Annotated in this window: 16 protein-coding genes and 1 tRNA gene; 1 reads left to right on the top strand and 16 read right to left on the bottom strand. The window is 72.9% G+C overall.

Translation table 11 applies throughout. The features are described from left to right. Positions 1-91 precede the first annotated feature (91 nt). The 4 genes from CP980_RS20895 to CP980_RS20870 all read right to left on the bottom strand — a co-directional run bounded on the left by CP980_RS20895 (position 92) and on the right by CP980_RS20870 (position 5364). Positions 92-1876: a DEAD/DEAH box helicase gene (locus tag CP980_RS20895; protein ID WP_132754868.1), complete on the bottom strand. Its 1785-nt coding sequence runs from the start codon at positions 1874-1876 to the stop codon at positions 92-94. A 117-nt stretch (positions 1877-1993) separates the two neighbouring features. Continuing rightward, positions 1994-2365 carry a type II toxin-antitoxin system death-on-curing family toxin gene (locus CP980_RS20890; protein WP_150528809.1) on the bottom strand — a complete coding sequence of 124 codons (372 nt, stop codon included), beginning with the start codon at positions 2363-2365 and terminating at the stop codon, positions 1994-1996. Between the two features lie 767 nt (positions 2366-3132). After that, positions 3133-3333, bottom strand: coding sequence for a hypothetical protein (locus CP980_RS20875; RefSeq protein WP_229907055.1), 201 nt, complete (start codon positions 3331-3333; stop codon positions 3133-3135). Positions 3334-3882: 549 nt separating this feature from the next. Further along, positions 3883-5364 (bottom strand): MFS transporter, encoded by a 1482-nt coding sequence (locus CP980_RS20870; protein WP_150528808.1) that lies wholly within the window; start codon positions 5362-5364, stop codon positions 3883-3885. Positions 5365-5535: 171 nt separating this feature from the next. On the opposite strand from CP980_RS20870, the gene CP980_RS20865 reads away from it, so the two are divergent. Further along, positions 5536-5607: transfer RNA gene (locus CP980_RS20865), tRNA-Cys, on the top strand. Positions 5608-5671: 64 nt separating this feature from the next. On the opposite strand, the gene CP980_RS20860 is transcribed toward CP980_RS20865, so the two are convergent. The 12 genes from CP980_RS20860 to CP980_RS20805 form a co-directional block, all read right to left on the bottom strand. Continuing rightward, positions 5672-6220, bottom strand: a complete 549-nt coding sequence (locus CP980_RS20860) for a hypothetical protein (protein WP_150528807.1) — start codon at positions 6218-6220, stop codon at positions 5672-5674. Next, positions 6220-8532 (bottom strand): hypothetical protein, encoded by a 2313-nt coding sequence (locus CP980_RS20855; RefSeq protein ID WP_150528806.1) that lies wholly within the window; start codon positions 8530-8532, stop codon positions 6220-6222. Before CP980_RS20855 ends, CP980_RS20860 begins: the two co-directional genes overlap by 1 nt. A gap of 11 nt (positions 8533-8543) precedes the next feature. Continuing rightward, entirely contained in the window at positions 8544-8966 is a 423-nt protein-coding gene (locus CP980_RS20850; protein ID WP_150528805.1) for a hypothetical protein, read from the bottom strand. A 164-nt stretch (positions 8967-9130) separates the two neighbouring features. Continuing rightward, positions 9131-10315, bottom strand: a complete 1185-nt coding sequence (mycP, locus tag CP980_RS20845) for a type VII secretion-associated serine protease mycosin (RefSeq protein ID WP_150528804.1) — start codon at positions 10313-10315, stop codon at positions 9131-9133. A 21-nt stretch (positions 10316-10336) separates the two neighbouring features. Further along, positions 10337-11770 (bottom strand): WXG100 family type VII secretion target, encoded by a 1434-nt coding sequence (locus tag CP980_RS20840; protein WP_150528803.1) that lies wholly within the window; start codon positions 11768-11770, stop codon positions 10337-10339. Next, on the bottom strand, positions 11770-12306 hold the full coding sequence (locus tag CP980_RS20835) for a hypothetical protein (protein WP_229907054.1): 537 nt from the start codon (positions 12304-12306) through the stop codon (positions 11770-11772). The genes CP980_RS20840 and CP980_RS20835 overlap by 1 nt, the downstream gene beginning before the upstream one ends. Before the next feature lie 168 nt (positions 12307-12474). Then, positions 12475-14820, bottom strand: a complete 2346-nt coding sequence (locus tag CP980_RS20830) for a xanthine dehydrogenase family protein molybdopterin-binding subunit (protein ID WP_150528802.1) — start codon at positions 14818-14820, stop codon at positions 12475-12477. Next, positions 14817-16940 (bottom strand): (2Fe-2S)-binding protein, encoded by a 2124-nt coding sequence (locus CP980_RS20825; protein ID WP_150528801.1) that lies wholly within the window; start codon positions 16938-16940, stop codon positions 14817-14819. Before CP980_RS20825 ends, CP980_RS20830 begins: the two co-directional genes overlap by 4 nt. Next, entirely contained in the window at positions 16937-17839 is a 903-nt protein-coding gene (locus tag CP980_RS20820) for an FAD binding domain-containing protein (RefSeq protein ID WP_132754851.1), read from the bottom strand. The genes CP980_RS20825 and CP980_RS20820 overlap by 4 nt, the downstream gene beginning before the upstream one ends. Before the next feature lie 452 nt (positions 17840-18291). Then, positions 18292-19944: a beta-N-acetylhexosaminidase gene (locus CP980_RS20815; RefSeq protein ID WP_150528800.1), complete on the bottom strand. Its 1653-nt coding sequence runs from the start codon at positions 19942-19944 to the stop codon at positions 18292-18294. Positions 19945-20125: 181 nt separating this feature from the next. After that, the gene (locus tag CP980_RS20810; RefSeq protein WP_078860729.1) at positions 20126-20413 is read right to left on the bottom strand and encodes a DUF3039 domain-containing protein; all 288 of its coding nucleotides are present in this window, start codon (positions 20411-20413) and stop codon (positions 20126-20128) included. A gap of 29 nt (positions 20414-20442) precedes the next feature. Further along, positions 20443-21003 carry a YqgE/AlgH family protein gene (locus tag CP980_RS20805; RefSeq protein WP_099891988.1) on the bottom strand — a complete coding sequence of 187 codons (561 nt, stop codon included), beginning with the start codon at positions 21001-21003 and terminating at the stop codon, positions 20443-20445. Positions 21004-21211: the final 208 nt, after the last annotated feature.

The following is a 21211-nucleotide window of genomic DNA, read 5'->3' as shown; positions in this document are numbered from 1 at the left end:
TGTCCCCGTACGAAACTCCGCACGGCGCCCGCCCCTCAGTCCGTAGGAACGGTGCGCGGGGGACCGGGAAACGGTGGAGGGGGGAACGGGGTCACCGCATCCGGGTCGCCCACTCCTGCACCTTCTTGATCCGCTCCCGCAGCTGCCCCGCCGTGGCCTCCGCGCTCGGCGGTCCGCCGCACACGCGCCGCAGCTCGGTGTGGATCACACCGTGCGGCTTGCCGCTCTGGTGGACGTACGCGCCCACCATCGTGTTCAGCGACTTCCGCAGTTCCAGCAGCTCCTTGTGCGAGACCACCGGCCGCCGCTCGGCCGGCAGCTCCAGCAGGTCGGCGTCGGCGTCCGGCTTGCGGCGGCTGTGCGCGATCTGCCGCGACTGCCGCTTCTGGAGCAGCATCTGCACCTGGTCCGGCTCCAGCAGCCCCGGGATGCCGAGGTAGTCCTGCTCCTCCTCGCTGCCCGGGTGCGCCTGCATGCCGAACTCGGCGCCGTCGTAGAGCACCCGGTCGAAGACGGCGTCGGACTCCAGCGCCTCGAAGGACATCTGCTCGTCCTCGCCGGTGTCCTCGTCCTCCTGCCGGTTCGCCTCGTCCATCTCCTTCTCGGACTCGGCGTACGGGTCCTCCTCGCCCTTCTTCTTGGGCTTGTCGAGGACGTGGTCGCGTTCGACCTCCATCTCGTTGGCGAAGCCCAGGAGATAGGGAATGGTCGGGAGGAAGACGGAGGCCGTCTCGCCGCGCCTGCGCGAACGCACGAAACGGCCGACGGCCTGCGCGAAGAAGAGCGGGGTCGAGATGGTCGTTGCGTACACGCCGACCGCGAGGCGCGGTACGTCGACGCCCTCGGACACCATGCGGACGGCGACCATCCAGCGGTCGTCGTTCCCGCTGAAGGTGTCGATGTTCTTCGAGGCGCCGGTGTCGTCGGAGAGGACGAGGGTGGCCTTGGTGCCGGTGATCTCCCGGATCAGCTTGGCGTACGCGCGCGCCGAGTCCTGGTCGGAGGCGATGACGAGCCCGCCCGCGTCCGGGATGCCCTTGCGGACCTCGGTCAGGCGCTGGTCGGCGGCGCGCAGCACGTTCGGCATCCAGTCGCCGCGCGGGTCCAGCGCGGTGCGCCAGGCCTGGGAGATGGCGTCCTTGGTCATCGGCTCGCCGAGGCGGGCGGCGATCTCGTCGCCGGCCTTGGTCCGCCAGCGCATGTTGCCGCTGTAGGAAAGGAAGATCACGGGCCGGACGACGCCGTCGCCCAGCGCGTTGCCGTACCCGTAGGTGTAGTCGGCGGAGGAACGCCGGATGCCGTCGTTCCCCTCCTCGTACGTGACGAACGGGATGGGGTTGGTGTCGGACCGGAAGGGGGTACCGGTCAGCGCGAGACGGCGGGTCGCCGGATCGAAGGCCTCCAGGCAGGCCTCGCCCCAGGACTTCGAGTCACCGGCGTGGTGGATCTCGTCGAGGATGACGAGGGTCTTGCGCTGCTCGCAGCGGTTGCGGTGCAGCATCGGCCGCACGCCCACACCCGCGTACGTGACGGCGACCCCGTGGTAGTCCTTGCTCAGCGGCCCGGCGGAGTACTCCGGGTCCAGCCGGATGCCTATCCGGGCGGCGGCCTCGGCCCACTGCTTCTTCAGGTGCTCGGTGGGTGCGACGACGGTCACCTGCTGCACGACGTGGTGGTGCAGCAGCCAGGACGCGAGCGTCAGCGCGAAGGTCGTCTTGCCCGCGCCGGGCGTCGCGACCGCGAGGAAGTCGCGGGGCTGGGTCTGGATGTACCGGTCCAGCGCACCCTGCTGCCATGCGCGCAGCTTGCTGGCGGTACCCCAGGGGGCACGGCCGGGGAAGGCGGGTGAGAGGTGGTGGGAGGCGGTAGTAGTCACGGTCTCCGGTTCGGGCTCTCGGCGGCGGTCGTACGTAGGACAACCGGGCCACCCTACCGGGGCCGGCCGGCCCCTCGGGGAGGGACAGGGCCGTGACCTCGGCGGGTGCGGCGAGCGTCACATCCGGCGCAACCGCTCGGCGATGCGGGCGACATCGGCCTCCTCGCCGGCGGCGACGTCGATGACCAGGTCGTAGGCGGCGTCCTGGTCCACGCCGGCGAGGTCGATGCCGTTCACGGCGAGGAAGGTCGCGGCCGCGAGCCAGGCCGTCCTCTTGTTCCCGTCGACGAGGGGGTGGTTGATCGCGATCCCGTGCAGGAGCGCGGCGGCCTGCTCGTACGGGTCCTCGTACGCCGGGGTCCCGAACATCCGGGCCCGCGGCCGGTGCACGGCGGACTCCAGCAGCCCGGGGGCGCGCAGCTCGACGCTCTGCTCCAGGCAGGCGAGCCGAGCCAGATCAAGCACCTCGGCGAACGTCAGATGCCGCACACGGCCGACGCCGAAGCGCACCCCGCCGAAGCCCGCAGCGGGGCCGGCGTCGGCCGGGGCGCCGGGGCCGCCTTCAGCGCCGGCCGCGGTGCCGGAGCCGGTGCCGGCTTCAGTGCCGGTCGCGGGGCCGGTGCTGGTGCCGGTGTCGGGGCCGGTGCTGGTGCCGGTGTCGGGGCCGGGGCCGGTGTCGGCTTCAGCGCCGGTCGCGGGGCCGGAGCCGGTCGCGGAGCCGGCGGCGGGGTCGGTCGCGGTGCCGGAGCCGGCTTCAGCGCCCGTCGCGGTGCCGGTGTCGAGGCCGACTTCAGCGCCGCACGCGGGGCCGCGGCCGGTGCCAGCTTGACCGCCGGCCGCGGGGCCGGGGCCGATACCGGCGCCACTCCCCGCGCCGGAGCCGATCCCGGTGTCGGGGGCTGTCGTGCCACCGGTCGCGGTGCCGAAGCCGGAGCCGGCTTCAGCACCCGTCGCGGGGCCGGAGCCAGTCACGGCGCCACTCCGCGTGCCGGAGCCGCTCTCGGTGCCGGGGGCTGCCGTGCTACCGCTCGCGGTGCCGGGGCGGGTCGCGGTGCCGGTGCCGGGGTCGGCTTCAGCGCCGGCCGCGGGGCCGGAGCCGGTCACGGCGCCACTCCGCGTGCCGGAGCCGCTCCCGGTGCCGGGGACCGTCGTGCTACCGGTCGCGGAGCCGGTGCCGGTGCCGGTGCCGGCCGCGATGTCCCTGTCCGGGGCGGAGTCGATCCGGGTGCCGGGGGTGGGCCCGTTCCCGCCGGGGCTCACTGGCCGAGCCGCTTCAGCAGCGCATCGTGCCGCTGCGCCAGGCGCGCGGCCTCGGCCCCGACCCGGGCCCGCTCGTCCCGCAGGTACCGCTGCACGGCCTCGCGGGCCACGTCCTCGGGGGCGCGCCCGCTCGCATCGGCAAGATCGGCAAGCTGGGCCCGGTCGCCAGCGTCAAGCCGAATGATCAAGTTCTCCACCCGGGCAGCCTACGCACCGACTCCCCCGCCGCCCACCGTGTTTCCGAGCCCGCACGACCACGCCAATGGGGGCAGGCCCCATCAGCCCGGGGGCCCGAGCCCGGGGGCCCCAGCCGGGGGCCACCCCGGGGCCAGCCCCAGGGCCCAGGCTCGGGGCCCACCCGGGGCCCGGCCCCGGGCCAGTCCGGGGCCCAAGCCCGGAGGCAGCCCGGGGCCCAGGGCCGGAGGCCAGCCCGGGGACCAAGCCCGGGGCCCAGGCCCGGGGCGCCGGGGGCCAGCCCCGGGGGCCATCCGAGGCTCAGGCCCGGAGGCCGCCCTGGGGCCCAAGCCCGGAGGCCACCCGGGGTCAGCCCGGGGCGCCCGGGGGTCAAGCCCGGGCCCAGGCTCGGGGGCCAGCCCGGGGCCACCCCGAGGCCAACTCGGAGCCCACGCCCGGGAGCCACCCCGAGCCCCACGACCGGGGCCAGCCAGGGGCGCAAGCCCGCGGCCACCCCGGGGCATGCGGCGCGGGCCGGAGCCCGGCCGGACAGGGCCCGGGTCCGGTCGGGGTCACGCGGGCGCGGGCGCCGGCTCCGGTCGCTCCCCGTGCAGCCGGGTCGCCACCCACGCCCCCACCAGCGCCACGCACGCCATCGGCAGGAAGACCACGACGAACGCGCCCGGATGCGAGGCCGGGCCCGCCCCCTCCCCACCGGCGACGGCGTGCACGGCCCCCACCGCTCCCCCGCCCAGCGCGGCGAACGCCGCGCCCCCCGCCGCCAGCAGCACCACGTTGGCCAGCGCGTCCGAGATCTGCAGGGCGGCGGAATTGGCCCCCGCCTCCTCCGGCGCCGACAGCTCCAGCAGCAGCACGCTCGTCGCGGCGATCACCAGCCCCATCCCCAGGCACCCGACCGCCCAGGCCACCGCCACCGTCCACGCCGGCACGGACTCGATCAGCACCGCCGGCGCGGCCGCGATGGCGACGGCCACCATCACCATCCCCACCACCATCAGCCGCTCCCGGTGCGGAGCCATCCGCGGCTTCGCCTGCAGCCACGAGCCGACCGCCCAGGTCACCCCGCCCGCCGCCAGCGAGAGCCCGGCCAGCGTCGGGCTCAGTCCCCGCTGGGTGACCAGCATCAGCGGCACGAAGCTCTCCGCCGCGATGAACGACCCCGCCGCCACCCCGCGCAGCAGCACCACCGAAGGCAGCCCGCGCCGGGCCACGTACGTACCGCGCGGCAGCAGCCCCCGTACGGCCGGCACCAGCAGCCCGACACCCGCGGCGGCCGGCAGCAGCGACAGCCACCGCAGGTCCTGCGCGGCGTACTGCAACAGCCCCGCCCCGGCGGAGATCCCGAGCGCCAGCCGGATCCGCCTCCCGTCGAAGGCGGCGGGCGGCGCGCCCGGGTCCACCGGCCCGGAGGCGGTACGCCGGATCGCGGGCAGGGCCACCACCAGCGGTACGACGACCAGCACCGGTATCCCGAGGAACACCCAGCGCCAGCCGAGGTGCTCGGTCACGGCGCCCGCGGCCAGCGGCCCGACGACGGACGGCACCACCCAGCTCGCCGCGAAGGCGGCCATGATCGCCGCCCGCAGCCGCTCCGGGTAGGCCCGGCTCACCACGACGTACAGCGCGACGATGACGAGCCCGCCCCCGAACCCCTGCACGGCCCGCCCGAGGACGAACATCCACATGACCCCGGCGGTCCCCGCGCACACCAGCCCGGCGGCGAAGGCGGCGATCCCGACGGTCAGCGGCCGGAGCGGCCCCTCCCGGTCGGCCCACTGCCCGGACAGGACCATGCCGAGCAGGCTGGTGGTGAAGTACGCGGAGAAGCCGAAGGCGTAGAGCCCGATCCCGTCCAGCTCCCGCGCGGCGACGGGCATGGCGGTCCCCACGGCGGTCGCCTCGAAGGCGATCAGGAAGACAACGGAGATGATCCCGATGCTGAGCACCCGGTACGCGGAACCCAGAACCCCGCCCTCCGACTCCGGAGGGACCGGCACACTGCGCTGCGACACACGGTCTTCAAGGGCACTCATCGCCCCAGAGTAAGCCCCACCCCTGGGCTACGCCCCTGTCAATTGGACCTATCCCGCGTCGGTCCCGGGACCTACGACTGTGAACGCGCCATGGCAGTCGCATTGCATCCCCGGCGCCTCCCTTCCCCCACCGGCAGCCCCCTCGTACGGTCGTGGAAGTCACCACCCCACAGCCGTGTGCCCGAGTGGTTCAGGGACTCGCCTGCAAAGCGAGTTACGCGGGTTCGATCCCCGCCACGGCTTCCCCCGAAGGCCGCCCAGTCTCCCTGGGCGGCCTTCGCCATCCCCAGCTCGTTATTACGGCTGGCTAGATCCCGCACTTGGTCTGCTGCCTGCCCGCCTCGACGAACTTCTTCATGAGCTGGGTGAACAGCGGGCGGGATCCGCCCTTCTCGACCTGGTCGATCGAACCGCTGATCGCCAGCTCGACCTGGAACGGCTCCCCGCTCCCCTTGCAGACGAGGAGGACGCGGGCTCCCGTGTCGTACACGATGCCCTTGTCACCCAACGGCAGCGGGTCCGCCGGAGGTTTGATCAGCTGGGCATTCCAGAAGAAGCTCTGCTCCAGCGGCTGGCGCGTCGCAGAGGCCAGGAACCGGCTCCTGCCGTCCACGTCGACACTGCACGTTGAGGTGCGACGCAGCGCGGTCAGCTGCATGTCGGCAGGACCCGACTCCTTCACCTCCTCGCCTTTACCCACCAGGGGCCCCAGGTCAGAACGGGAGAAGACCCCGAAGCAGGTGCGCTCGGGCAGCTTCGGGGCAGCCGTTTCAGCCGCCTCAGAGCAGCCGGTGAGTACGGTCAGAGCTGCCCAGGCCGCAGTCATCGAGACGAGGGCGGATGGGCGGATGCTCATCAGGAGCCGCCGTTGGACGTCGCTACCTGGCCTCGACCGACGGCATGGGCGTTCGCGGTCTCGGTGGAAGCGACACCGGCGAGGGCATCGATGGTTCGCTGGTTCATACCGGTTCCTTCCGCCGCCTTCCGGACCGACTGTGCTGCCGACAGGCCGGCCTCCGTCTGAGCATCCGTGTAGTCGATCACTGCCTTGTGGTTGGCCTCGCCGATCTTCTCGGCCTTGTCCTTCGTAGCCCGCTCGACCACGCCTTCGGTGATGTCTTCCTGGAGCCACTCGACGACATCCCCTGCCAGGGGGACCATCTCCAGGTACTTGCCACCTGCCGCGCTGATGGCCCGGTTGACCCACTTGGCGTTGTCCTCGACGCCCTTTACGTACTCTTCCTTCGTATGGCCGTTCTCGGCGAACGTGCCTTCGGCCCTCGCCTCGGACAGGATGCCCGCGATCTGGCCGCCCGGGTGAACCGCGCTCTTGATCGCCGCGTCCACGTCGTCGTACTCCGCGCGATGCGCGATGACGTCGTTGACGAGCGTGGTCGTGAAGGCGCGCTGGGAGGCGGTCATGGCGCCGTACGCATCCGGGTCCTGGCCCACCGCGCCGATGAAGGCCGCCATGTCCGCCTTGTGGAACTGGGCCATCACCCCATTGGCCTTGATCATCCCACTGCCGTTCTCCGCCGAGGCCTGGATGTCGGGCATGTACTCGGCGGCCATCTGGCCGAAGTGCCCCGACAGCCCCTTCAAGGGATCGCTGCCGTCCTCGCCGAGCTTCCCGGTGACCAGCTCGGGCTTGTCGCCGATCTTCTCGACGACGCGTTCCATGACCGCCGTCATTTCCTTGGTGTGCGGGACCGGCTTCGCGTCCTCGTCGCCCGGGACGCGGCCCGAGACGGCTGCTTCGAGGGCGCCGCCGAGGGCCTCCTGGGCCGGGCCCGCCTCGCCGTAGGGGTGGGTGGGCGTCCGGTCGAAGGCGTCGGCCCACGACTCCTTGTCGAGCATGTAGTCGACCATGCCGCGGGCCTTGCCGTGCTGGCCGGAGACCACCTTGTCGGCCGTCGTGACGACGCCGTCGCCGTTGCTGTCCTGGCGGACCGGCTCGTTGAAGAAGGCCGTCGCCGCGTCCGGGTTGTGGGACATCGCGTCCATCAGGCCGGTCAGCGGGTAGAAGCCCCGGCTGCCGTCCTTGCCCTGGCTGAGCACCGTCTTCGGGTCGTAGGGGGCACCGTGCTCCCAGGCCTTCGGGTTCTCGCGGTCGAACGCCACCATGTCGCGGCCGACCGAGGTCAGGAACTCCTTGTCGTACTTGCCCTCGTGGAGCAGCGCGCCCAGCGCCTGGTAACCGTAGATCCTGCTGGTCAGATCGCCGGTGACCTGCATCTCCTTGCGGCCGGCCTTCATCAGGCCGGTCGTCCATGCCGCATCCAGGTGGTTCGGCGAGCTCTTCTGGGTCGCGAGACCCAGCATGGCGCCCATGTCGTTCTGGATGTTGCCGACCATCGCCAGGCGGTCCTTGCCCGCATCGCCCAGCGTCGACGCGTCGATGGACAGCTTCGCGTACGCCTCAAGCGTGCCTTCGGGGCCGAGCTTGCGGTAGAAGTCCGGCGCGAACTCGGCGTCGTCGCGGTTGTCGTCGAGCAGGTCCTCCAGCTCGCGCAGCATCTCGGGGTGGCGGGCCACGCCGCCCGGTTCCTTGCTGAGCTTCTTCATCAGCTCGGCCGCCCGGTCGGCCTGTTCGGCATCCAGGGTGGTGTACTTCGGTGCGGAGAAGTCGTGGTCGTCCGCCACGTTCGCGCGCAGCGCGCGGGCCAGGGAGTCGTCGGCGTCCGCACAGTCCTCGACCAGCCGGTCCACCCTCGCCTGCCAGGCCTTGCGGTTCTCCTCCTGCTTGCGCTTGAACTCCGCGTAGTCCGGGTCGTGCCGGGCCGCGTACTCGGTCTTCGGGTCCATCGGGACGGCGGTGACCTTGCCGGCCGCGTCCACGCGGAACCCCGCGGCCGGGGCCTCCTCGTCGACGGCCTTCTTCAGCGCGTCGCGGGCCGTCTTGATGGTGGTGTGGCCGTCGCTGAGGAGCTGGTGGACGCCCTTGGCCTCCTTGGCCGCGTCCTCGAACTCCTTGGCCGTCTTGTCGACGAACGCCCGCCCGACACCGGCGGTGACCCCGCTCCACTCGGCCTTGTCGGCCTTGGCCTTCATGCCGTTGCGAGCGGCCTCGGCCATCTCGCCCAGCTTGTCGGCCATGGCCTTCCAGTCCGTGACCGCCGTCTGGAGCTTGTCCAGGGGAGCGTTCATCACGTTCTCGTACGTCAGCATGGAGGCGCCGCCTACTTGAGGTACTTGTCGATCGCGGACGTGGTGAAGTCGGCGTGCAACTGCTGCTCGTCCTGGGCGTGGGACTTGAGCGAGTAGTTAAGGCCGTTCGAGATGTTCGCGCAGGCGGCCACGAGGGTCTTCACCTGACTCTCCCACGTGGCGTTGAGCTTCAGCAGTGCCGCCCCGCTGGCGAAGTTCTCCTTCGTCAGCGCCCCGGCGGCCTCGCCGGTTGCGGTCGCGGCGTGCTTGCCGTCGGTCTGGAGCCGCGCGTGCAGCTTGTACGCCTCGGAGCCGATGGCGCCGATGTGGTCCTGGTTGAGCTCCAGGTCACCGCCGCCACCGCCACCCGGTTCTACGGGTACGTGGTTGAGCCGCATGGAGACGTTGGCGGCGGCCGTGGCGCGTGCCGCCGACCATTCCTCGTCGAACGACATCGCGTGCATTTCTCCCTGTGTCACATCAGCGTCTAACACGCTGAACTGCATGTGGGGTTACGGCCGCCGCAGGGACGGGGCCGCCCGAGTGAGCAGGCAGGCTCCCATCCCGAGGAGCGGGCGGGAAGCGGATCCCCGTCGTTTGGCTTGTTTTGTACGCGCTGTCAGTGGCTCCGGCGCCGGACGAGCACCGCGGTGACGGCGCCGCCGATGATCACGCAGGCTCCCAGACCGAGTGCGATCCAGGGAAGGGAGCTGCCGCTCTTCTTCTCCTCGGCCTGGGGCGCCGGCTTGGGGGCCGCGGAGCCGGGCGCCTTGCCGTCGACGGACGGCGAGGGGTTCTTGGCCGCGTCGGCGGCAGCCAGGTCAGGCAGCGGATACACATCGGCCGGCCCGGGGTCACCGGGGTTGGGCACCGCGATCCGGGGCCGGACGATCCCGTAGCCGATGTAGTCGTTGCGCTGGGAGCCGTCGGTCGGCTTGCCGGCGGTGTTCAGGAGGACCCGGAGGACCTGGTTGTTGGTCCAGTCGGGGTGCGCGGACCAGAGGAGCGCGGCGGAGGCGGAGGCGAGGCCTGATGCGTCACTCGTGCCATGGGTCTTGCAGAGGCCGGTCTTCCCTTTGCATGCCGCGACGATGTCGATGCCCGGGGCAGAAAGGTCTACCTGCGGTCCATGCTGTGTCTCCTTGGTCGGATCGCCCATGGCATCCACTGCACCCACACCCACGACTCCGGGCGTGGCAGCTGGGTATTCGACGTCATTGAGCGTATCTCCGGAATTGCCCACAGCGGCAAAGATCAGCTTGCCCTTCGAGACCGCGTACTTCACCGCGTCGGCTCGCTCCCGATCGTCTTCGGGTGTACCGGCCCTGCCCAGGGAGATATTGATGACCTTGGCGTCCGAGTCCGCCGCGTATCGAATGGCCGAAACCAAAGCCGGGGTGTTGTTGCTTTCCAAGGTGTCGGGTACACGGATCGGGAGGATCTTGGCACCGGGGGCGAGTCCATAGGCGCCATCGCCACTCGGGTGCTTTCCCGTTCCGGCGATGATTGCAGCCATGCCGGTTCCGTGTCCGGCGTAGTCAGTGTCTCTCCCCAGTGAGGCATCACCAGCCGGAAAGGCTGCACCGGGAAGGACCTGCCCCTCCAGCTCCGGGATGCTGTTCACGCCAGTGTCGATCACAGCGACAGTGACACCCTTGCCGTTGCTGATCTTCCAGATCTCTTCAGCCTGCATGGTGTCGAGATGCCACTGCTTGGAGCGAATGGTCTCCGCATGGGCCGGGGTCGCGGCGACCCCAGCCAGCAGCAGGCCCACGACGGCCGCGGTCGCCTTGCGCATGTGCATCCCGTACAACGTCCGTTCTTCTCAGTCGATCACCGGCGGGGCAACGCGACGGTTGCCCTGCCAGGTCTCTTCGTCCTCGACCAGGTAGTCGGGGCGCTCGCCGCCCTGTTCCTCACGACGGCTGCCCTGAGTTCGTACACCGGCACCCGCGTGGCCCATGGCACCGCTGCCGTTGCGTACGAGCCCTGAACCGCCCTGAGTGAACGGCTGACCGCCGGCGGCAAGGCGTCCGCCTGACGCAGCCTGGCGTCCGCCCACGATGCCGCCCGGCTCCGAGGCCAGTCGACGTGCCGGAGAACCGCTCACGCCGCCTGCATGGGCACCGCCACCGCCGTGAGGGCCGCCGCCCATCATGCCGCGGCCGGTCTGCGTGCCTTCGTTGCCGATGACCGTTCCGCGCGGGATACCCGCGCTGGGTCCGCTGGTCGGGACAGCGCGGCCGCCCATGATGCCGGAATCCCGCGCGGGCAGACCGGAGATCGGGCCGACCTTACCGACTCCGGTGCCGCCCGGACCGAGGTTCGGTACCTGGCCAATTCCGGGGCCAAGGCCGGGGCCAAGGCCCGTCTTGCCGGTGACTGGCGGGAGGCCCAGGGGCGGGATGGGAACGACGGGTCCAGGCCCCGGACCCACCGGGAGGTTGGGGACCGGCATACCCGTCGTCGGAGGCAAGGTCGTCGTGGGCGGCGGCAGAGTCGAAACGTGGTCGATGTCCACATCCACGTCACGGTCCGGAGTCCCGGACGTGGGCGTGTGGACTGTCGTCGGAGTCGGGGTGCCATCCTCCTTCGGCTGGTGCCCTGGCGCCAAGCCCAGCCCGTTCTCGGATCGGCTGCCATCGGGGGCTGACGTCCCATATGGCGCGTGGGTCCCGGACCCCGAACCGCCACCTGGACGAGCCATGTCTTCCCCGTCAAAGCGGCCCTCTGGCACGAATACCGCCGGCGGTGGCGGGAACGTCGGGATCTCCGCCTTGTCCATCTGGCCGTAGGACAGTTCGTACGACTGCGCCAGGTTGTTCATCAACCGGATCGACTCGCGGTGGTCCGCGTCGAGCTTGCTCCGCTCCTGGGTGGCAATCTGCTGCGCGTCCGGGTCGTTGTGTGCCTTGCGGGCCGCTTCCAGGTTCTCGGCGGCCTTCGTGTCGTACGCGGGCATGTCCCGCGCCTCGATCATCTTCTGGACGGTGTCGCCCATCCACTTCGAGCCCGTCGCGCTGTACTCGCTCAACCGCAGCGTCGCGTTGCCCGCCCGGCCTACCCATTCCTGGAAGGCCGTCGCCGCTTCGCCCTCCCAACCGGTGACCCGGTGGTTCTTGAGCTTCTCCGCGATCTTCGCGATGTCCTCGGAGGCCTTCTGCAGACGGTCGGCACGGTCCTTGACCGCCGTCGGGTCCAGCGCGGCCCGCATCTCACGCAGCTTCTGGTGCGAGTAGCCCTCGAAATTCGTCGCCATCAGTGGTTACCCCCCTTGCCACCCGTCTCGGAGCCAGCGTGCTTCGAGGCCTCCAGCTTGCGCTTCTCTTCCATATACGGGTCGCGCTTCGGGTCGTACTCCGCCTCCGCCGTCTTCGCCAGAGCCACCATCCGACGCTTCGTCTCTTCATCCACACCGATGTAGCCATTGCCTGCGGAGAGAATCGCGATTCCCAACGCCTCGATCGTCCCCGCCAGGCCCTTCGAGAGCTTCTCCAGCTCCGTGACCACCGTCGTGTACGACTTGAAGAGGGCTTCGGCCTCCGGGAAGCCCGAGCCCAGCTTCGCCGCCGGCAGGGTGTTCGTCGCCAGCTTCTTGTGGTCCGCGGCCGAGCCCGTGAGGTCGTCCAGGAGGTCGTCGACCATCTTCTGGTACTCGGCCAGCGTGTCGTGCTCGACCTTCAGGTCGGCCGCGGCCTGCTGCGAGGCCGCCTGCTTCCTGATCGCGTCCGCCAGGCCCGATCCGAGGCTCGGTAGCCCCGCCAGGCCGCCGTCCGGTGCCTTCTCCTCTGCCACGATGGCCTCCCCGACTCCCCGAAATCCCCGGGGTCGCGGCGCTCGCGCCGCGGCCCCTCCCCGTTCGCACCCGTTCAATCGCGCACGTACTACGTCTTACCGATCACTCTAGCGACCGGTACCGACAGTCCCAACCTCAGGGTTGCACGTGCAATGCGGGTCACACGGTCACGAGTTGGACGCCGCGACCGCCGCCGATGGCCGGATCGGGAGCCTGTTCACCGGGCGGCCCGTGGCCGCGCGCACCGCCGAGGCCACCGCCGCCGGCGTCGTCACCACCGGGATCGCGCTCGCCGCCTTCGCCCCGAACGGGGCCACCACGTCCCGCTCTTCGACCAGTTTGACGATCCGGACCACCGGCGCGTCCAGCGACGTCGGCAGCGCGTAGCCCGTCAGGTCCGGGTGGCGGACCAGGCCCGACACCGAGCGGAGGTTCTCCGTCAGCGCCGCGCCCACGCCCTGCGTGACGCCCGCTTCGATACGGGCTTCCAGCTGGCGGGGGTTGAGGACGCGGCCCACGTCCTGCGCCACCGCCAGTTCGACCACGCGGACCGACCCGAGCTCGATGTCCACGTCCACCACCGCGCGGATCGCGCAGAACGCGAGGCCGACGAAGGCGTCGCCCTGGCCGTCGCCGTCCAGGGGCTCCGTCGGGTGCGGGCGGCACTGGGCCGTCGCCCACAGTTCCTTGCCGGCCATCGCCTCCGCGACCGTCGTCGAGAACGCGCCGTCGTAGGACGTGATCCGGCCGTCCTGGATCTGCAGGAGTTCCGTCGACATGCCCAGCTTGTGGGCCATCGGCTGGAGGAGCTGGGTGCGCACCATCTTCGCCGCGCGCTCCACCGCGCCCCCGCTCACCCACGTGTGCCGGCCGTGCGCCGCCGGTCCCGCCGGTGGCTGGTCGGTGTCGACCGGGGCCGTCACGACCTCGTCCACGCCCAGGATCTCCTGGACGATCTGGCGGGCGAGCGTGGAGAAGCCCTGCCCGGTGTCGACGGCGGCGCAGATGACCGTCGCCGACCCGTCGACGACCTTGACGGTCGCCGTCGAGACCTCGTCCGTGCCCTCCGCGCCGAGCATGTGGACCATGCCCACGCCGTACCCGACCCCGCGCCGCACCGCGCCCGGCTCGCCCGCGCCCTCCAGGCCGCCGGGCAGCAGCCACTCCTCCTCCGGGGTGTCCTTCGGGAGGGAAGGGAGCTCGTGATCGCGTACCGCGCGCAGGAGTTCGGCCACGGGGGCCGGGCAGGTCACCGTCTGGCCCGTGGGCAGCAGGTCGCCGGTCGCCAGTACGTTGCGCAGGCGCAGCTCGGCGCCGTCGATGCCGAGGGCGGCCGCGAGCTTGTCCATCTGGCCCTCGTACGCGGCGCAGACCTGCATCGCGCCCTCGCCCCGCACGTGGCCCGACGGCGGGTTGTTCGTACGGACCGCCCAGCCCTCGACGAAGGCGTGCGGGACCACGTACGGACCGCACGCGAACGCCACCGCCGCCGCCAGCGACTCCGCCGACGAGTCCGCGTACGCGCCCGCGTCCATCAGGATCTGGGCCTCGACCTTGACCAGCCGCCCCTCCGCGTCCGCGTGGTGGCGGTAGCGCAGCAGCGTCGGGTGGCGGTGGGTGTGGCCGAGGAAGGACTCCTCGCGGGTGGCGGCCAGCTTGACCGGGTAGCCGGTGCGCAGCGCCAGCAGGCCCAGGGGCAGTTGGAAGGCCGCGTCCTCGCGGTCGGCCGTGGCGCCCGGGACGCCGGTGACGACGACGCGCACCCGGTCCGGTTCGAGGCCGAAGCAGGCCGCCGCCAGGTCGCGGTCCAGGTGGGGGTCGGTGGAGGCGGTGTAGATCTCCACGCCGCCGTCCGGCCGCGGTACGGCGAGCCCGGCTTCCGCGCCGATGGGCGCGGGGTCCTGGCGGCCGATCCGGTACAGGCCCTCGACGACGACCTCGCCGGTGGCCTCCGGGTCGCCGTAGCGGAGCGGGATGTGCCGGATCAGGTTGCCGTCGGGGTGCAGGGCGGGGGCGCCGAAGGACTGCTCGGGGTCCGTCACCGCGTCCAGCAGCTCGTACTCGACGGCGATCGCGGCGGCGGCGAGGCGGGCGGTGTCCGGGTGGTCGGCGGCGACGGCGGCGATGGGCTCGCCGTGGTGGCGCACGACGTCGTGGGCGAAGACGGGCCGGTCGGCGATGCGGCGGCCGTGGGTGGTGGCGCCGGGGACGTCGGCGTGGGTGACGACGGCGCGCACGCCGGGCATGGCGGCGGCCGCGGAGGTGTCGATGGAGAGGATGCGGGCGTGGGCGTGGGGGGAGCGCAGGACGGCGGCCCACAGGAGGCCCTCGGCCCACAGGTCGGCGGCGTACGGGAAGGTGCCCTCGCTCTTGGCGCGGGTGTCGGCGGCGGGCACGGAGGCCCCGATGCCGCGCGGCACCTCCTGCTCGCCCGCCTCGGGCGCCGCGGCGGCCGAGGCGCCCGTGGCGACCGATACCGTCGTCGTGGCCGTGGCCGCGTCGTGCCCGCTCACGCCATGCCTCCGTTGTGGTGGATCCCGCCCTCGCCGGGCGGGGCCTGGTGCGGAATGCGCCCCTCGGCCCCCGGCCCGCCGGGCGCGTCGGCCGAAGCCGCTGCCGACGCCTCGCGCTCGGCGACGACCTCGCGGACGGCCTCGATGACGCCCTTGTAGCCGGAGCAGCGGCACAGGTTCCCGCACAGGGCCTGCCGCGTCTCCAGCTCGCTGGGGGCGTGGTTGCCCTCCAGCAGGTCGTGGATGGTCATCGCCATGCCGGGCACGCAGAACCCGCACTGCACCGCACCCGACCTGCACAACGCCTGCTGCACGTCCGAGAGTTCCCCGCCCCCGGCGAGCCCCTCCACGGTCCGCACCTCGCTGCTCGCCGCGGTCGCGGCCGGCACCAGGCAGGAGGCGACGAGCCGGCCGTCGACCTGCACCGCGCACGCCCCGCATTCGCCCTGCGAGCAGCCGTCCTTGGCGCCGGCGAGGCCGAGGCGCTCGCGCAGCACGTAGAGCAGGGACTCGCCGATCCACGCACCGGTGACGGGCCGGTCGGCGCCGTTGACGCGCAGGACGTAGGAAGCCAGCGGATGCTCGTGATGGGCGACGGCCGGGGCTGTCGCGTTTTCCTCGTACGTCGCCACCCCGGCCGGGAAACCTTCGCCGCCTCCCGCGTCCGGCGTCGCCACGGCGATGTCCGCGGTGTCCCCGCCCGGCGTTCCGTGCACCCCGGCTTCGCCCGGGCCGGCGCCCGGCCCCGCACCGGTGCCCGCGGGCCCGGCTTCGGCGAAGGCGAACCCCCGCCCGTCCGTACCGGCCGGCGACGAGGCCGGCTCCGAGGCCGGCTCCGACGTGAACCCGTGCTCACCGCCCGGCCCGTGCTCCGCCCCGGCGGGGCCGTGGCCCGCTGCCGTGAACCCGTGCCCGTCGGTGTCCCCGGACCCCGCGAAGCCGCCACCGGAGTCACCGCCGGCGACGCCTCCCGCCCCGGGACCGCCCGACAGCGCGTACTCCGCGGCCGCGACGGGCGCCGCCGCGCGCTCCGGCTCCGGGTCGGCTCCGACGGCCGGAGCCGCCTCGGCGGCCTCCGCCCCCGGATGCGGCCGCTCCGCCGTGACCGGCGTCGCCGCCGGGCCGTGGGCGGCCTCGATGTCGTGCGGGGCCTGACGGCCCGGCTCCGGCTCCGGCTCCGCCGTCTCCGGGTACGTGCCCACACCGGGGCCCCCGAGCACACGGGGGCCGCGTCCGGCGCCGCCCACGCCGGGCCCGCCGAGCCGCCGCAGGCCGGCGCCCGAGGTGCCGGTGTCGCCCGCGTCGGGGCGCGCCTCGGGCAGCACGCCCGAGCTCAGCACGGCCCCCGGACCGGCGTCCGCAACCGCGGCCGTCGCCTCGAAGCCGGGCTGGGTCGCCCAGGGGGCCGCCGCGCCGCCCGGCAGCGTCGCCGGGGCCTGGCTCCAGTCGGCCTCCGGGGCGCTGTGGCGGAATTCGCCGGTCTGCCCGGACAGTTCCGGCAGGCTCCACTGGCCGGTGGTCACGGGCTCGGAGTCCTGGACCGCCTCCGGGAACCGCCACTCGGCGGTGGCGCCGGGATCGTGCGCACCCCCGTCCGGAGCCGGCCCCTCATCCGGACCCGGCACCTGCCCCTGCTGGTCCTGCTGCCCCTGCACGCCGCCCGAGACCTGGACCGGATCCGGCCCCGCGCTCTCGAACGCCGCCGCCACCGACGCCGGAATCGGGATCGAGGCCGGGATCGGCCCCCCGACCGGCGCGGGCGTGGGAGCACCCGCCCCGCCGGTCCCGCCGGTCCCGCCCGCAGCGCCGCCGGTGTGCCCGGCCGTTCCCGCCTCGGGCCACTGCACCGGGAGCGTCCACGTACCCGTCGCCGCCGGATCCGCACTCGCGGAGCCCAGCGGCACGATCATCGGCGGCGGCACGTAGCCGTGCCCGGGCGCCGCGAGCGGCTCCCCGGTGCCGAGCGCGTCCAGCATGTCCTGCGGCAGCTTCACGAAGGCCGTCGCGTCGGAGTCGTACTCGCCGCCCTGCGGGACCGGCTCCCAGCCCCAGCCGGTGCCGGTGTGGCCCGCGGACCCCGCGTCGCCCGTCGTTCCGCTCACGTTCTCGTGTCCACTCATGAGGTCAGCGCCCTCCCCAGGGCCCTCCGTGCCAGCACGGCGACCGTCCGCCGCAGATGCAGTACCCCGGGTGCGACCGGCTCCCCCTGGTCGGGGACGCAGGCGGCCGCGACGTACTCGCCGAAGGCCTCCAGCGCCTCGGGGGCCAGCGTCCGCTCCCCGTCCCAGTCGATCAGCGAGGCGACCCACTGCTCCGCCTCCAGCGGGCGCAGCGGCATGGGCGCGACCGCGCCGATCGCACAGCGCACACCGCGGCGCGCGGGGTCCAGTACGAGCCCCACGGACGCCACCGCGCGCCCCGGGCCCGTCCGGCCCGTGGCCTTCAGGAAGACCTGCGGCGCGTGCAGCAGCGGCACCCGTACGAAGCCGATCAGCTCGCCCGGCCGCAGCATCTCGCGGCCGGCCAGCAGGTGCGAGACCGGGATCTCGCGGCGCGATCCGCCCGGGCCGTGGACGACGAGGATCGCCTCCAGCGCGGCCAGTACGGGCAGTGCGTCGCCCGTCGGCGCGGCGGTGGCGATGTTGCCGCCGAGGGTGCCGGCGTTGCGGATCTGCGGAGGCCCGGCGGCCCGTGCGGCGGCCGCCAGCGCGGGGATCAGAGCGGCGAAATCCGGCCGTCCCATCCGCGCGTGGGTGAGCCCGGCGCCGAGCAGGGCGTGCCCGTCCTGGTACTGCCAGCCGCGGATCTCGTTGATCCGGCCCAGGCCGACGAGCGCGGCGGGCCGCAGCAGCCCCGCGTTGACGGAGGCCATGAGGTCGGTGCCGCCGGCGACGGGCACGGCGGCGGGCATGGCGGCGAGTGCCGCCACGGCCTCGTCGAGCGAGGCCGGCAGCGTCACGGACTGCGCCGCCTGCGGCCCCTGAGATGAATGCAGTGCATGCGGTGCGTGCGTGGTCAACCCAGCTGCCCCTTCCCGATGTCCCGGTCCCGGCGCTCACGCCTGTCCGCCGTACGGTACGTGCTCACCGCCGGGACGTGGCAACTCTGGCACATCTTCCCCACCGCCCGGCGCGAGGGTCCGACGGGCGCCCCTTCACGCTTCCGGCCGTCCGGTTTCCCCGGTATTCACCGAATCGACCGAATCAATTCGGATCCGCCGAATTCCCCGAAATCGAGCAAGAGTTCCCGACTACCCCCCAAGGACGAAGGACGTCCCGGAACCCTCGCGAGTTCCACAGAAGTCCGAAGGATTCGGATCGGTCCGCAAGCGTCCGGAACGGTCCGCGAAGCCGCCGCAGCCGGGGCACGGGGGGCGCGGCAGCGCGCGGAAAGGTTCCGGCCAACCACCGCCGACCACCGCCGACCCCGCTGACCGCCACCCGCTGACCGCCACCCACCCGCCCACCCGCATCACACGTTCGGGGGCTCCCCCTCGATCGGACGCCCGAGCACCCCCGGCCGCCGCTGCCACGGCAACGGCCCGCCCGGCCGCCGGTAGTCGACGCCGAGCACGTCGAGCCGCCGGCGGTGCGCGCCCATCCGGGCCTCGAAACCCGCGTAGTCGCGCTCGCCCGGCTCGGGCAGGTGCGACCACACCACCTCCGCGAAGGCCGCCAGACGCGGGAACACCTGGTAGTCGACCCGGCCCTGGTTCTCCATCACCTCGGTCCACACGTTGGCCTGCGCGCCCAGTACGTGGGACGCGGCCCCCGGCGACAGCTTCGGCGGCACCGGCTCGAAGCGGTACACGTCCTCCAGCGTGCGCACGTAACCGATCGGCACCGGCTCGTCCGCACCGCCCGCCTGACGGTGGTCCAGGTACACCTGCTGCTCGGGGCACATCACCACGTCGTGCCCGGCCTCCGCGGCGGCGATCCCGCCCGCGTACCCGCGCCAGGACGAGACCGCCGCGCCCGGCGCGAGCCCGCCCTCCAGGATCTCGTCCCACCCGATGAGCCTGCGTCCGCGCTGCGCGAGCCAGCCGTCGAAGTGCCGGATGAACCAGGACTGCAGCCCGTCCTCCCCGTCCACCCCCAACTCCCGGATCCGCTCCTGCGCGAGGGGCGAGGCGCGCCACTGCTCCTTCGGGCACTCGTCGCCGCCCACGTGGACGAACGGCGATACCTCCGCCGGGAACAGCTCCAGCAGCTCCTCGAAGACCCCCTCGTAGAAGCGCAGTACGGCCTCGGTCGGCGCGAGCACGTTCTCGTTGATCCCCCAGTCGTCCCACACCTCCAGCGCGCCGGTGTCCACGACGTCGGTGTTGCCGAGTTCCGGGTACGCGGCGATCGCGGCCTGCGAATGCCCCGGTACGTCGATCTCCGGGACCACCCGCACGTGCCGTTCGGCGGCGTACGCGACGATCTCGCGGATGTCGTCCTGCGTGTAGAAGCCGCCGTGCGGGGTCTCGTTCCACAGCGGCGAGGCCCGGTGCCCCCAGCGGCTGCGCGGCCGCCACGCGCCGACCTCGGTGAGCCGCGGGTGGCGTTTGATCTCGACCCGCCAGCCCTGGTCGTCCGTCAGGTGCAGGTGCAGCACGTTGAGCTTGTGCGCGGCGAGCAGGTCGATGTACCGCAGCACGCCGTCCTTCGGCATGAAGTGCCGGGCCACGTCCAGCATCATCCCGCGCCATCCGAACCGCGGCCCGTCCTGGACGCCACCCACCGGCAGCCGCCATGCCCGGCCCGGCCGCACGGGCGCGCGCCGGTAGGCCTCGGGGCCGAGCAGCTGGCGCAGCGTCTGCGCGGCGTAGAAGAGGCCGGCCGGGTCGGCGCCTTCGAGCAGCACCCCCCGCCGGTCGAGGTGCAGCTCGTACGACTCGGCGCCGGCGCTGCGCGCGAGCTCGGGGCGCAGCACCAGCCGGATGACCGCGCGGTCGCCGTACGGCGGCCGCGCCGCCGGCGCGGACAGCTCCCAGCCGGTGGCCGCGCCGAGTTCGCGGCGCAGCCAGCGGGCGGTGCCCCCGGTGCCGGGACCGGCGTCGAGCAGGGGGTCGTCCAGTACGCACTCGCCGCCGTCGCGGGCGAATCGCGCGTACCGCGGCTCCGGAACCAACTCGGGCATGGCCTCGACCCCTCCACCGTCCAGCCGTTGCGCGGTGCGCAACGCGCGTTCCACAGGGCGCCAGGCGCCCGTGCGGCCGACCCTAGTCCGGCCCCCGCGCACGGCAAAGGCCCCCGGACGCGCATCAGCGCGCCGGGGGCCTTGGACCTGCCGAGGAGGGGGCGGAGGGACTGCGGACGGGCTACTTGTCGCCCTTGCCGCCCTTGTCCTTGTCCCCGCCGGGACCCATGGACTCGTAGATCTCCTTGCACATGGGGCAGACCGGGTACTTCTTCGGGTCGCGGCCCGGTACCCACACCTTGCCGCACAGCGCGACGACGGGGGTCCCGCCGAGCGCGCTCTCCATGATCTTGTCCTTCTGGACGTAGTGGGCGAAGCGCTCGTGGTCGCCGTCGCCGTGGGACACCTGCGGCGTCGGCTCTACGAGGGTCCCCGTACCAGTCCCGCGCTCGGGCTCAAGAGTGCTCATAAAAGCCAGGGTACCGATCCGTGCGCGGGTCAGTTGAGCGACGGGTCGTCGGGATACGTGGCGACCATCGCGAGCTCGTTGCGCTGACGGCGCAGCACCGCCCGCCACAGCCGTTCCGGATCCGGGTGCGACACGTCGCCCGGCTCCGATTCCACGACGTACCAGGCGCCGTCGCCCAGCTCCGCCTCCAGCTGGCCCGGGCCCCAGCCCGAGTATCCGGCGAAGATCCGCAGCGAGCCGAGGGCCGCGGCGAGCAGCTCCGGCGGGGCCTCCAGGTCGACCAGGCCGATCGCCCCGTGCACGCGGCGCCACCCGAGCGGCCCCTCCTCACCGGGGATGACCGCCACTCCGAGGGCGGAGTCCAGGCCGACGGGCCCGCCCTGGAAGACCACCCCGGGATCGCCGGCCAGGGTCGCCCAGGGCAGCAGGATGTCGCCGACCCCCACGGGGGTGGGCCGGTTGAGGACCACGCCGAGCGAGCCCTGCTCGTCGTGGTCGAGCAGGAGCACCACCGCGCGGTCGAAGTTCGGGTCCGCGAGGGCGGGGGTGGCCACGAGCAGCCGCCCTGTGAGGGAGGACACCTCGGTCATGCCGCCATGATCCCGCACATCGGCCGTTCCGGGGAGCGGGCGGGGAGATCGGATCGCCCGCAGCTCAGGGCGGACGGCGGCAGCGGGCGGCGCGCACCGGAGGGACCAGGCGGAACGCAACACTCCGCCATGCGGTGGATACGGAGGGTGTTGTGCCGAATTCATGACAGTCCTACGGCCACGTCGGCCTTACGAACAAGGGGGTGGT

This window comes from Streptomyces vinaceus, from assembly GCF_008704935.1.
Classification (GTDB): Bacteria; Actinomycetota; Actinomycetes; order Streptomycetales; family Streptomycetaceae; genus Streptomyces; species Streptomyces vinaceus.
This window is presented reverse-complemented; position numbering and strand designations above follow the sequence as displayed.